Here is a 12,786-nt window from a genome sequence, read left to right as displayed (position 1 = left end):
CCCCGAAAGCACCGCCATGCCCGCTCTGTACAACCCGCTGCTCAACGGCTTCCACCCCGACCCCTCGGTCGTGCGGGTGGGCGAGGAGTGGTTCCTGGCGACATCGACGTTCGAGTATCTGCCCGGCATCCCGATCCATCGCTCGACCGACTTCAAGCGCTGGGAACTCATCGGGCACGTCGCCACGCGGCCCGGCCAGCTCGCCGTCGAGGGGGTCCCCACGGCCGGTGGCGCCTGGGCGCCGACCATCCGGCACCGCGACGGCGTGTTCCACCTGGTCGTCACCGATGCGATGGGCCGCGGCATGCTGCACTTCACCGCGGCCGACGCGGCGGGTCCGTGGAGCGACGGCGACCTGATCCTCACGCAGGATCGCTCGGGCTCGCTCGACGGCATCGACCCCGATATCGCCTGGGGCGAGGACGGCACGGTCTACATCACCTTCTCAGGTCTCGTCCTCGGCGGCGAGGACGCGGGTCGGCACCTCGGGATCCAGCAGGTGCGCGTGGATCTCGAGAACCACGTTGCCCTGGAAGAGCCGCGCTCGGTGTGGTCGGGCACGGGCGGGCAGTTCCCCGAGGCCCCGCACCTCTACGTCGTCGACGGCCGTTGGTATCTGATGATCGCGGAGGGCGGCACGGAGCGTGGGCACGGAGTGTCGATCGCGCGCGGCGACTCCCCCGAAGGGCCCTTCGAGACCGCGCCGCAGAACCCGCTGGTGTCTGCACGCTCGACGATCCGCCCCGTCCAGAACACCGGCCACGGCGATCTCGTGATCGGTCCGGACGGCGACTGGCTGTGCGTGCTGCTCGGTGTGCGTCCGCGGAGCATGACGCGCGCGTTCTCGGCACTCGGACGGGAGACCTTCGTGACGGCCGTGCGCTGGCAGGATGACGGCTGGCCGGCGATCGCCCCGGTCCCGCTGAGTCCCCGTCCCGGCACCCGAACCGCCATCGACTTCGGCGAGACCCGCGAGCTCGACGGCGAGTGGATCGCGGTGCGCGCCCTCCCGGCGTCCCTCGCCGACCTCACCACGAGGCCCGACGCTCTCGTCCTGCACGGCGACGGGCGCACTCTGAACGACCCTCGCCCGGTCTTCGTGGGCCGCCGCCAGGAGCATCTGAACAGCGCGGTCACGGCTCGCATCGACGCCGGCGACGGCACGGGCGGCCTCGCGGTGCGCTACGACGAGCGATTCCATGTCGAGGTCGAGGCGGGCGGCGGCGTGATCACCGCGCGCGCGGTCATCGCAGATCTGGTGCAGGAATGGACGACGCCCTTCTCGGGCGGCGTCGTCGACCTGCACATCGACTCGCGCCCGCCCACGGCTGACGGAGGCTTCCCTCGCACGAGCGACGAGTTCCACCTCGCCGCCACGGTCGGCGGCGAGCGCATCGAGCTCGCGCGGATCGACGGACGATTCCTCTCGTCGGAGACCGCCGAATCGTTCACGGGACGCGTCATCGGCGTGTACGCCGTGTCGGGCGATGTCGCCCTGCTCAGCTGGAACGCAGAAGGAGACGACGAATGACGGATGCTGCGCGTATTGCGCGCCTGAAGGCAGAACTGCGGGTCGACAGCGCATTCGTCGCCACGCCTGCGCCTCGCCTGAGCTGGATCGTCGAGACAGCGGAGGCCGGCTGGCTGCAGTCGTCCGCCGAGCTCAGCGATGGCGAGCGCACCGTGACCGTCGAGGGGCGTGAGAGCGCGCTGGTCCCCTGGCCGTTCGATCCGCTCTCTGCGGGCGAGACCAGGCAGGTGCGCGTGCGCGCCACCGCTTCGTCGGGTGCCGGCACCGGCTGGAGCGCCCCGCTGACCGTGTCGGCCGGGTTCCTCGCCGAGGGCGAGTGGGTCGCCGAGCCTGTGGGCCTCGCGCATGCCGAGCGCGAGGCGCAGCCGGCCGAGCTTCGCACGACCTTCACGCTCGACCGGGCGGTCGAGCGTGCGCTGCTGTTCTGGACGGCCCTCGGCGTCGCCGAGCCGGCGGTGAACGGCCGGCCCGTCTCCGACGAGGTGCTCGCGCCCGGCTGGACCGCCTATCGGGATCGGCTCGTGCATGAGACCGTCGACGTCACCGCTCTGCTCCGCCAGGGAGAGAACAAGCTGAGCGCCACGATCGCCGGTGCGTGGTACACGGAGAAGTACGGCTTCTTCACGTTCACGAACCGTCTCTACGGAACGCAGCCCTCGTTCCTCGCGCAGCTGCGGGTGACTTACTCCGACGGCTCCGTCGAGACGCTCGCCCCGACCGGCGAGGGCTGGGAGGCCGCGGGCGACGGACCTGTGGTGGACAGCGGCATCTACCCCGGTGAGCATCAGGATCTGCGCCGCACCGCGACGGCGTGGCAGCCCGCCCGTGTGGGGGTAGCCGCCCTGCCCGGCTTCGAGAACGTCCCCGTTCCCGAAGCCCGCATCGCCCCGCCGGTGCGGCGCACCCAGTCGATGCCGGTCGCCGAGGTGATCGCGACGCCGTCGGGCGGGCGCATCCTCGATTTCGGTCAGAACCTGGTCGGTCGCCTGCGCATCCGTGCTCGCGGACCCGCAGGCACGCGCGTCGTCGTCCGTCATGCAGAGGTTCTCGAAGACGGCGAGCTCGCGCTGCGGCCGCTGCGCAACGCCGCAGCGACCGCGACCTTCGATCTGTCGGGCGAAGACGACGTGCTCGAGTCGCGCTTCTCCTTCTACGGCTTCCGCTACGCCGAGATCGCCGGCCTCGACGTCTCCCCTGCCGACGTCGAGGCCGTAGTGCTGCACACCGACATGACCCGCACGGGCTGGTTCGAGGCATCCGACCCCCTGCTGAACCGCCTGCACGAGAACGTCGTGTGGGGCATGCGCGGCAACTTCCTGTCGATCCCGACCGACTGCCCGCAGCGCGACGAGCGCCTGGGATGGACGGGCGACATCCAGGTGTTCGCGCCGACCGCGAGCTTCCTCTACGACTGCGACGGCTTCCTCACCTCGTGGCTGCGCGACCTCGCACTCGAGCAGAGTCGAAACGATGGAGCCGTGCCCCTGGTCGTGCCCGCGGCGCTCCCCGCGTTCGGCGCGTCGGAGGGTGCGACGCCTGCCGCCTGGGGCGATGCCGCGACGGTCGTGCCCACGGTGCTGTTCGAGCGCTTCGGCGATCGCGCGGTGCTCGAGGCCCAGTACCCGAGCATGCGCGACTGGGTCGACACCGTCCTCCGGGATGCGGGGAACAGCGGCCTGTGGGCCGGACGGATGCAGCTCGGAGACTGGCTCGACCCGGCGGCTCCGCCGGACCAGCCCGGCAAGGCGAAGGTCGACTCCGACATCGTCGCCACGGCGTACCTGGCCCGCTCCCTGCGACAGGTCGCAGATGCCGCGCTGCTGCTCGGCCACGAGGCGGATGCCGCGACATACGCGGAGCTCGCCGAGCGCAGCCGATCGGCCTTCGTCGCCGAGTACGTGACCCCGGCCGGACGCATGATGAGCGACGCCGTGACCGCCTACGCGCTCGCGCTCGAGTTCGACCTGGTGACGGATGCCGCCCAGCGCGACGCACTCGGCGATCGGCTCGCGGCGCTCGTGCGCGAGGGCGGGTATCGCATCGCCACCGGATTCGTCGGCACGCCGCTCGTGACCGACGCGCTCGCGCACACCGGTCACCTCGCGGCCGCCGAGCGACTGCTGCTGCAGACCGAGTGCCCCTCGTGGCTGTACCCGGTGAGGCAGGGCGCCACCACGGTCTGGGAGAGATGGGATTCGCTGCTGCCGGACGGATCGGTCAACCCGGGTGAGATGACCTCGTTCAACCACTACGCGCTCGGCGCGGTGGCCGACTGGCTGCACCGCACGGCAGCCGGACTCGCCCCGGCAGAGCCCGGCTACCGGAGGCTGCGCATCGCCCCTCGTCCGCTTGCGGCTCTCGACCGCGCGTCCGCTCGGCATGAGACGCCCTACGGCACGGCGGCCGTGTCCTGGGCGCGTGAGGGAGACGAGGTCGTGGTCACGGCCGTCGTTCCCGCGAACACCACCGCCGAAGTGTCGATTCCGGGCGCGCCGAGCGAGGCCGGATCGGGCACGCACGAGTGGCGGTACCGCGAGATCGCGGCATCCGTCCGCCCGCCGCTGCCTGGACTGAAGGCGTCGCTCGCCGACGTGATCGACGACCCGCGCGCCTACCGCGCCCTGCTCGACACGCTCGCCGAGATCGATCCCGACCGCGCGGAGGCGGTGCGCGCGAGCACGATGTGGGGCGCGGGCCGACCGCTGTCGACCGCTCTCATGTTCACGCCGCCCGACGTGCTCGCACGCGTCGACGCGGCCGTGCGCACCGCCACCGCCTGACCTGACCGACCTGCATCACAGAGGAGATCCTGATGTTCGACCGCCGCTCCACGTTCGGAGAAGCTCTCGACCACCCCGCGGCTCGAGCCGTGCTCGAACGGCTGATGCCCGGCTTCGCCGCGTCGCCGATGGCGTCGCAGTTCCGCGACGGCAGACTCGGGTCGCTCATCGCGCTCGTGCCGTCGCTGGAAGCCCAGGAGGCGCGGGACCGGCTCCGGGCCGAGCTGGCCGAGATCGGCGGAGACGCGCAGCGGCCGCCGTACGCGCCGGCGATCGAACCCGACCCCGCGTACGAGGCAGACGACGTCGTCCGCGGCTCGGCGACCGTGGTCGCTCCGGCTGAGGTCGCGCTGTGGGCTCCGCTCGAGATCCGCATCGACGGCCCCTCGCACGGCAACCCGTTCGTCGATGTCGAACTCGACGCCGTGTTCACGCGTGCGGGCGAAGAGGTGCGGGTCGGCGGGTTCTACGACGGCGACGGCGCCTACGTCATCAGGGCGCTGGCGGATGCCGAGGGCGAGTGGAGCTTCGTCACCCGGTCGACCGCTCGCTCGCTCGACGGACTGACCGGATCGGTCGTGGTCGGGCCGCCCGTGAAGGGTTCGCACGGTCCGGTGCGCGTCGACGGATTCCATTTCCGGCATGCAGACGGCACCAGGCACCGGCCGCTCGGCACCACGGCCTACGCCTGGACGCACCAGCCGGAGGATCTGCAGCATCAGACCCTGGCGACTCTCGCCGAGTCGCCGTTCACGAAGATGCGCATGTGCGTGTTCCCGAAGTCGTATCTGTACAACGCGAACGAGCCGGACGACTTCCCCTTCGTCGGCTCGCTCGATGACGGCTTCGATCTGGAGCGCTTCGATCCGGCGCACTTCCGCCGTCTGGAGCATCGCATCGCGCAGCTCGCCGACCTCGGCATCCAGGCCGACCTCATCCTGTTCCATGCCTACGACCGGTGGGGCTTCGCCGACATGGGTCCCGCGGTCGACGACCGCTACCTGCGCTACGTCGTGCGACGCCTGGCCGGATTCGCCAACGTGTGGTGGTCGATGGCCAACGAGTACGACCTGCTGTGGGCCAAGGACACGGCCGACTGGGAGCGCCTTGCCGCGATCGTCGGCGAAGAGGACCCGTTCGGGCATCTGAACTCGATCCACAACTGCCGCCCGTTCTACGACTACTCCGCGGCGTGGATCACCCACGTGAGCGTGCAGCGCGTCGACGTGTATCGCACGGCCGAGAACACCGACGAATGGCGCGAGCGCTGGGGCAAGCCCGTCGTGATCGACGAGTGCGCCTACGAGGGCGACATCGATCAGGGCTGGGGAAACATCACCGGCGAGGAGATGGTGCGGCGATTCTGGGAGGCCGCTGTTCGCGGCGGCTACTGCGGCCACGGCGAGACCTACCTGCCTTCCGCACTCGGGCTCGACGACGAGGTTCTGTGGTGGTCGAAGGGCGGAGTGCTGCACGGCACCTCTCCCGACCGCATCCGCTTCCTCGAGGAGCTGCTCGCCGAGGCGCCCGAGGGGGCATGGGATCCTCTGCCGAGCGACTGGGACGTCCCCTGGGGCGGCATCGCCGGTCGCGTGAAGGTCGGCTACTTCGGCTTCAACCGGCCGCGCTTCCGCAACCTCATGCTCGACGAGGGCGAGTGGACGATCGACGTGATCGACACGTGGAACATGACGGTGGAGCGGATGCCGGGCACCCATCCGGCCGGCTCCGTGCGCGTCGAGCTCCCCGGGCGGCAGTTCATGGCCGTGCGCCTCACCCGGGTCTGAGGCGCCTCCGCCCTCGGCGCTCCCGCGTCCCCGATCTCGCTGAGGGCCTGCTCGGCTGACCTCAGCATCGCTCCCTTGCATCGGTAAACGCTTTCCCTTACCCTGGGGAGACACGATCCCGGAAGAGGACACCATGACCCACGACGTGCTCCTGGTCGGAACCCGCGGCTTCGGCGCGGTGCACCTCCGCAACCTCGAGAGGCTCTCCGACCGCGCTCGCCTGATCGCCGTCGCAGACCCGGCCGGCGGTCCTGCCGAGGGCTTCGCCTCCGACGTCCCGGCGTTCCCCAGCCTCGATGCGGCACTCGACAGCGGCATCCGCCCCGACATCACAGTGATCGCGACTCCGACCGGCACGCATTTCCCGCTGGCGATGCGGGCACTCGAGGCCGGCAGCGACGTGTACCTCGAGAAGCCGCCGGTCGCGACCATGGACCAGTTCAGCCAGCTCCTCGCCGCGCAGGAGCGCACGGGACGCGCAGTCCAGATCGGCTTCCAGAGCTTCGGCTCGCATGCGCTCGAGAAGATCGCCGCTCTCGGCGCTCCGACGTCGATCGCGACGTGGGCGAGCTGGACGAGGGATGCCGCGTACTGGTCGCGTTCGGCGTGGGCCGGCCGTCGCGCCCTCGACGGCGTGCCCATCGTCGACGGCGTCGTGACCAATCCTCTCGCTCACGCCATCGCGACCTCCCTGCGCATCGCCGGCGCACGGCGCAGAGAAGACGTGCAGCGCATCGACCTCGAGCTGTACCGCGCCAACGACATCGAGGCCGACGACACCTCTTCCGTGCGGATCACGCTGCATGACGGCCGCCGCATCACGGCCGCGCTGACGCTCGCGAGCCCGGAGCAGAAGGTTCCTCTGATCGAGGTTCGCACGGCATCGGGCGACGTCGTCTTCGCCTACACCGAAGACGAGCTGACGTACGCCGACGGCCGGAGGGAGCGCACGGGCCGCACCGACCTGTTCGAAGAGCTGCTCGATCACCGGGAGCACGGCGTACCGCTTTCTTCTCCGCTCGTCGAGACCGGCGCCTTCATGACCGTCCTCGAAGCGGTGCGCACCGCCCCTTCCCCCTTCGCGATCCCGGCGTCCGAGCTGACGGTGCGCACCGACGGCCCCTCCCCGTTGACCACGATCGAGGGCATCGACGACTGGATCGAGCGCACGGCGCGCAGCGGGGCGCTCTTCAGCGAGCTCGACGCGCCGTTCGCGCGCGCCGCGATCGCCGGCAGGCGCACGGCGTCGGTGAGCCGCTGACGCTCAGGCGTACGGACGCGTCGCCGGCCGCAGCATCCCTTCGTACTCGACCGACGGCCAGCGGTCGTCGATCGTGAGCACCTCCCAGCCCTCAGCGGTGCGCAGCACCGTGTCCTCGATCTTGACGCCCGGCGCGGTCGGATTCCAGGCGAACGCCTGATTCTCGACGAGCAGATCGGCGGTGGATGCGGTGGCGCGCGGGTCGCGCCCGGCATAGCCGGTCGGTCCGCCCTGGTGGTGCCGCTGCCATTCATCTGCATCGAAGCCCGCGCGCCCGTACGCGGCACAGCCCGCGGCGAACGCGTCATCGAGTCGACGCCCCGGCATCGAGGCCTCGAAGAACGCGTGCTCGACAGCGAGGATCGGCTCGTCGTCGACAGACTCCCCGATCCACCGCGTGGCATTCGCGATCAATCCATGACGGCGCCCGCACACGACCACCATGGCACGGTCGCCGAGTCGTCCGGACGTCGGCAGCGGATGCCGAAAGCCGCTCCGCTCGCTGCCTGCGACCAGCACGACCAGGGGATCGATGCCCCGCGCGGCGAGCGCCGCCGACACGGCGGATGCCGTCTCCCGCTCGGTCTGTGCAGGATGAACGACGGTGAGCGCCTCCGTGAGCGCCTCGGCGGTCTCACCAGCGATCAGCCGGTATCGGCCGACCTCGGCAGGCAGCATCCCCGCCCTGGCCGCCCGCAGGGCCGCACCGACCTCGGTCTCGGCGATCGCGGGCTCGGCGGCCGCAGCCGGTGGAATCCACCAGGGCACGCGGACCACGCGCTCGGCATCTTCCGGCAGCAGCTCTTCGGCGATCAGCCGGTCAGCCTCGTTGTCGGCCACGTACAGCGTGTCCCCGTCGACGTCAGCCCGCACCGCCAGCACCGGGGGACCGGCGAGCGAGACGTGCGTGCGCACCCCCTCGAGGTACCAGGCGATGGATTCGTGAGAGGTGAGCAGCAGCGGTCCGCCGGCCGACTCGCGCACTCGGGCGATCCTCTGCTGCTTCTCGATACGATCCAGGTACGAACCGACCACGGCACCTCCGGTCATAAAACGTTTTCTCGTAGTATGACCGGATTCCGCCGAATGCGGAAGATGGGAATCACATGGCACGCTCCACGCGCCCCGGCATCATCGACGTCGCCCGACTCGCCGGCGTCTCCCTGTCGACCGTGTCGCGCGCGATGAACGACAACCCGACGGTCGATCCCGCACTGGCAGACCGCGTCAAAGCCGCAGCCGCCGAGCTCGGGTACGCCGCCAACCCCGTCGCGCGCAGCCTCGTGCTCGGGCGAACCCAGACGGTGTCCGTCGTCATCCCCGATCTCGCCAACCCCACGTTCCAGGCGATCCTCCGCGGGCTCAGCCGGGCGGCGTCCGCCGACGGCTACCACGTGCTGATCTCCGACACCGCAGAGCAGGTCGACGAAGAGGCGGCGCTCGTCACGACGACGCGCCGCCGCACGGACGGCGTGATCCTCTGTGCTCCGCGCCTGCCGCAGAGCGGGCTGTCCGCACTCCTCCCCTCTGTCGCCCCGGCCGTCGTGATCAATCGCCCTCCGCAGGCCGACGTGCCGACCGTGGCGGCTGACTACGGGGCCGCCACCACCGAGCTGATCGCGCACCTGCGCAGCCTCGGCCACCGACGAATCGCATTCCTCTCCGGAGTCGTCGCCAGCGCCTCGGGCGAAGCGCGCAAGCGCGCCATCGCCGACGCCTCGACCAGCGGCGACGTCGAGTTCGTCGAGATACCTGCCGGCGTCGATTTCGACAGCGGAGCCGCATCAGCCGACGCGGTGATCTCGAGCGGGGCGACGGCTGCGCTGGCGTTCAACGACCTCGTGGCGATGGGGCTGCTGTCGGCGGTCTCGACTCGCGGCATCCGCGTGCCCGAAGATCTGTCGATCGCCGGTTTCGACGACATCCCGTTCGCCGCGTACACCACGCCCCCGCTCACGACCGCGGCCGTCCCCTCCTTCGAGATCGGACGAGACGCGTGGGCCGCGATGCACGCCCTTCTCACCGGCGGCGAGCCCACCGCCTCTGCGATCTTCACGCCCGAGGTCGTCATCCGCGCCAGCACAGGCCCGGTCAGGAACCCGGCTCCGCAGGTCTGATTCCGGGCGCTGACGGCGCGCCGGGGAGTCGAGACCCCCAGCGGAGAAACTGCCGGTTGTCGGCATCCGTCGTGCATGCTACTCTCGGGAAACCGGTTACTCGGGGAAACGCTTTCTGGTGAATTCCCCCTCACCGGACTCGACGGCGAGAACAGAAGGGCGCACCGATGGTGAGCGTTGACGCGACGGCAGCACACACTTCCGTCACCCCTCGGACCCGCCCGTGGTGGCAGAGCATATGGCGGCATCGCGCGCTGTATCTGATGGCCATCCCTGGCATCGCGTACTTCATCATCTTCAAGTACGTGCCGATGGGCGGGCTGATCATCGCCTTCCAGGACTACTCGCCGTTCCGCGGCATCGGCGGCAGCCCCTGGGTCGGCTTCGATCACTTCATCCGGTTCTTCAGCGAGTCCACGTTCGTGATGCTGCTGGTCAACACGGTGTCGGTGTCGCTGCTGCTGCTCGTCTTCTCGTTCCCGGTGCCGATCATCCTCGCGCTCCTGCTGAACGAACTGCGCTCGAAGCTGTTCCAGCGCAGCATCCAGACGATCATCTACCTTCCGCACTTCATGTCCTGGGTCATCGTCGTCTCGCTCTTCTACGTGCTGCTGACCACCGACGGCGGCAGCATCAACGCGCTTCTGAAGTCGTGGGGAATGGATGCCGTCCCGTTCCTCACCGACCCGAACTGGCTGCGGCCGCTCTACACGATGCAGGAGATCTGGAAGACGGCCGGCTGGGGAACGATCATCTATCTCGCCGCGATGACCGGGGTCGACATGGAGCTCTACGAGGCTGCCGAGCTCGACGGCGCCGGACGCTGGCTGCAGACCTGGCACATCACGCTCCCCGCGATCCGACCGACCATCATCGTGATGTTCATCCTCGCGATCGGCGACTTCCTCGAACTCGGGTTCGAGCACATGTTCCTGATGCTGAACTCGCTGAACCGCGATCTCGGCGAGATCTTCGACACCTACGTCTACACCGCCGGAATCCAGAACGGACAGCTCAGCTACGCCACCGCGGTGGGCCTGTTCAAGGGGCTCGTGGGGCTCATCCTCGTCATCGCAGCCAACAGGCTCGCGAAGAAGCTCGGCGAGGAGGGCGTGTACTGATGTTCTCGTACGAGGCGTTCATGCGCCTGAACCTGTTCCTGCGGGCCGTCTACCGCGTCGCCTACCTCAACCTGCTCTGGATCGCGGCGACCGCGCTCGGGCTGGTCGTGTTCGGCATCGGACCGGCCTCGTATGCGGTAGCCGCCTACATCGACGGATGGTTCCGCCGTGGCGAGACGCCGCCGGTCACCGCCGCCTTCATCGGCCATCTGCGCACGCGCTACTGGCACACGGCTGCGATGGGCTGGATCCTGCTCGCCGCGACCGCGATCATCGTGACCAACATCTTCACCGGATCCAGCTGGCTGCTGCAGTTCGCCAACGTCGTCGCGCTCGTCGTGATCGGCATCATCGCGGCCTACGTGTTCGCGGTGATGGCGGCCACCGACATCCGCAGCATCCCCCGCCAGATCGTCGCCGCCCTGCTGATCGGCGTCGGATCGCTGCACTGGACGATCGTCGCCGCCGCCGCGGTCGCGGCCGTCGTCTGGCTGCTCGCCTCCTGCGCGCTGCCCGTGCTCGTGCTGTTCGGCGTCGGCATCCCCGCCGCCGCGGTCGGCTTCGTCACGCGCATCGTGTTCGGTCAGCTGGACGACGCTCAGACTTCACCCCCGACGCCGCGCGAAACCTCGCCGGCTCATCTGCACCTTGCGAGAGGAACATCAGAATGAGGAATCAGTCCAGACTCGGAATCACCGTCGCTTCCGTCGTCGCCGCGGCGCTCGCGCTCACGGCGTGCGGCTCGTCGGGCGACTCCGACGGCGGCGGCAACGCCGAGACCAAGCCTGCAGAGAGCGTCACCTGGATGACGATGCTGCACACGCCCACCACTCCGGAGGCCGACGGCCCGATCCAGACGGCGCTCGAGGAGTACACCGGCACGAAGCTCGACATCCAGTGGGTGCCCGACGCGTCGAAGGACGAGAAGATCAACGCGGCGCTGGCCTCGGACTCGCTCGCCGACATCACCTCCATCACCAACACGTCGAACACCTCGGTGCGCCAGGCACTCAAGTCCGGGCAGTTCTGGGACGTCGAGAAGTATCTGAAGGACTACCCCAATCTGTCGAAGATCGACGAGCAGACGATCGCCTCGGCCCGCGTCGACGGCCATCTGTACGGCGTGCCCTTCCAGAAGCCGATGGCCCGCTACGGCGTGCTGGTGCGCCAGGACTGGCTCGACAACCTCGGTCTCGAGGCACCGCACACGATCGAGGAGCTCGGCGATGTGGCGGTGGCGTTCGCCACTCAGGACCCGGACGGCAACGGACAGGACGACACCACCGGGTTCATCGACCGGCTGGAGAGCTTCAAGCTCGGATTCAAGACGCTGGCCGGCTACTTCGGCGCAGGCAACAACTGGGAGATCACGGATGACGACGAGGTCGTCCCCGCCTTCCAGACCGACGAGTTCAAGGACGCCATGGAGTGGTACCGCGGCCTGTACGAGCAGGGAGCGGTGAACAGCGAGTTCGTGACCATGCAGAAGCAGAACCAGCAGGATGCGATCGCCCAGGGCAAGGGCGGCATCGTCGTGACCGGCCTGTTCGAGGCGAAGAACTACATGAACCTCGCTCTGAGCGCCGACCCGAACACCCCGATGGCGTGGGCGCTCATCAACGACATCACTTTCGACGACGTACCGCGCCGCATCCTCTCCGACACGGGCGGCGGATTCGGCGGCTGGCTGGCGATGTCGACCACGCAGGTGAAGGACGAGGCCGAGCTGAAGTCGATCCTCGCGTTCATCGACAAGCTGCTCGACGAGGAGGCGTACGCGCTGATGACGAACGGCATCGAGGGCGAGCACTACACGGTGGACGACGACGGCGTCGTCACGATCACCGACCAGGCCACGTGGGAGCAGGAGGTGCAGCCGTACAACTCGTCTCGCCCGTCGGACATCGTCACGACGTTCAAGAGCTCCTCGCCGTACGTAGACGAGGGCAACGAGAAGATCGCCGAGAACGCCGAGTTCGCCGTCGTCGACCCGACGCAGCCGCTCTCCTCCGTGACGTTCGACCAGAGCTGGTCGACGATCCAGCAGGCCGCCAACGATGCCTACAACAAGTACATGGTCGGCCAGCTCGACATGGACGGCTACGAGGATGCGATCGACGCACTCGGCAGCCAGGGACTCGACAAGATGATCGAGGAGTTCACCGCCTCCTACGCCGAGAGCAAGTGAT

9 protein-coding genes are annotated in these 12,786 nt (G+C 69.2%); 8 read left to right on the top strand and 1 reads right to left on the bottom strand.

From position 1 onward, the window contains the following. Positions 1-16 precede the first annotated feature (16 nt). From RS84_RS09820 to RS84_RS09805, 4 genes are all read left to right on the top strand, one after another. Positions 17-1,531, top strand: coding sequence for a glycoside hydrolase family 43 protein (locus tag RS84_RS09820; RefSeq protein WP_045257620.1), 1,515 nt, complete (start codon positions 17-19; stop codon positions 1,529-1,531). Next, a complete protein-coding gene (locus RS84_RS09815; protein WP_045257619.1) occupies positions 1,528-4,311 on the top strand; it encodes an alpha-L-rhamnosidase in 2,784 nt (927 codons plus the stop codon). The genes RS84_RS09820 and RS84_RS09815 overlap by 4 nt, the downstream gene beginning before the upstream one ends. 32 nt (positions 4,312-4,343) lie before the next feature. Further along, entirely contained in the window at positions 4,344-6,098 is a 1,755-nt protein-coding gene (locus RS84_RS09810) for a DUF5605 domain-containing protein (RefSeq protein WP_045257618.1), read from the top strand. A 133-nt stretch (positions 6,099-6,231) separates the two neighbouring features. Beyond that, a complete protein-coding gene (locus RS84_RS09805; protein WP_045257617.1) occupies positions 6,232-7,359 on the top strand; it encodes a Gfo/Idh/MocA family protein in 1,128 nt (375 codons plus the stop codon). Between the two features lie 3 nt (positions 7,360-7,362). Here the strand turns inward: RS84_RS09805 and RS84_RS09800 are convergent, their stop codons facing one another. Next, positions 7,363-8,409, bottom strand: coding sequence for a M24 family metallopeptidase (locus RS84_RS09800; protein WP_235281451.1), 1,047 nt, complete (start codon positions 8,407-8,409; stop codon positions 7,363-7,365). 56 nt (positions 8,410-8,465) lie between these two features. Between RS84_RS09800 and RS84_RS09795 the strand changes: the two genes are divergently transcribed. The 4 genes from RS84_RS09795 (at position 8,466) to RS84_RS09780 (ending at position 12,785) form a co-directional block, all read left to right on the top strand. Then, positions 8,466-9,476: a LacI family DNA-binding transcriptional regulator gene (locus tag RS84_RS09795; RefSeq protein ID WP_045257616.1), complete on the top strand. Its 1,011-nt coding sequence runs from the start codon at positions 8,466-8,468 to the stop codon at positions 9,474-9,476. A gap of 263 nt (positions 9,477-9,739) precedes the next feature. After that, complete coding sequence (locus RS84_RS09790; RefSeq protein WP_321163037.1) at positions 9,740-10,597, top strand: ABC transporter permease; 858 nt, start codon at positions 9,740-9,742, stop codon at positions 10,595-10,597. Continuing rightward, on the top strand, positions 10,597-11,268 hold the full coding sequence (locus RS84_RS09785; protein ID WP_045257614.1) for a YesL family protein: 672 nt from the start codon (positions 10,597-10,599) through the stop codon (positions 11,266-11,268). The genes RS84_RS09790 and RS84_RS09785 overlap by 1 nt, the downstream gene beginning before the upstream one ends. After that, positions 11,265-12,785, top strand: coding sequence for an extracellular solute-binding protein (locus RS84_RS09780; RefSeq protein ID WP_045257613.1), 1,521 nt, complete (start codon positions 11,265-11,267; stop codon positions 12,783-12,785). Before RS84_RS09785 ends, RS84_RS09780 begins: the two co-directional genes overlap by 4 nt. Position 12,786: the final 1 nt, after the last annotated feature.

The organism is Microbacterium hydrocarbonoxydans (genome assembly GCF_000956475.1).
Lineage (GTDB): Bacteria > Actinomycetota > Actinomycetes > Actinomycetales > Microbacteriaceae > Microbacterium > Microbacterium hydrocarbonoxydans_A.
This window is presented reverse-complemented; position numbering and strand designations above follow the sequence as displayed.

Coding starts and splice junctions, on each gene's coding strand:
- RS84_RS09795 (WP_045257616.1), top strand. CDS start 8,466: ATGGCACGCTCCACGCGCCCCGGCATCATCGACGTCGCCCGACTCGCC.
- RS84_RS09810 (WP_045257618.1), top strand. CDS start 4,344: ATGTTCGACCGCCGCTCCACGTTCGGAGAAGCTCTCGACCACCCCGCG.
- RS84_RS09785 (WP_045257614.1), top strand. CDS start 10,597: ATGTTCTCGTACGAGGCGTTCATGCGCCTGAACCTGTTCCTGCGGGCC.
- RS84_RS09800 (WP_235281451.1), bottom strand. CDS start 8,409: ATGACCGGAGGTGCCGTGGTCGGTTCGTACCTGGATCGTATCGAGAAG.
- RS84_RS09790 (WP_321163037.1), top strand. CDS start 9,740: ATGGCCATCCCTGGCATCGCGTACTTCATCATCTTCAAGTACGTGCCG.
- RS84_RS09815 (WP_045257619.1), top strand. CDS start 1,528: ATGACGGATGCTGCGCGTATTGCGCGCCTGAAGGCAGAACTGCGGGTC.
- RS84_RS09805 (WP_045257617.1), top strand. CDS start 6,232: ATGACCCACGACGTGCTCCTGGTCGGAACCCGCGGCTTCGGCGCGGTG.
- RS84_RS09820 (WP_045257620.1), top strand. CDS start 17: ATGCCCGCTCTGTACAACCCGCTGCTCAACGGCTTCCACCCCGACCCC.
- RS84_RS09780 (WP_045257613.1), top strand. CDS start 11,265: ATGAGGAATCAGTCCAGACTCGGAATCACCGTCGCTTCCGTCGTCGCC.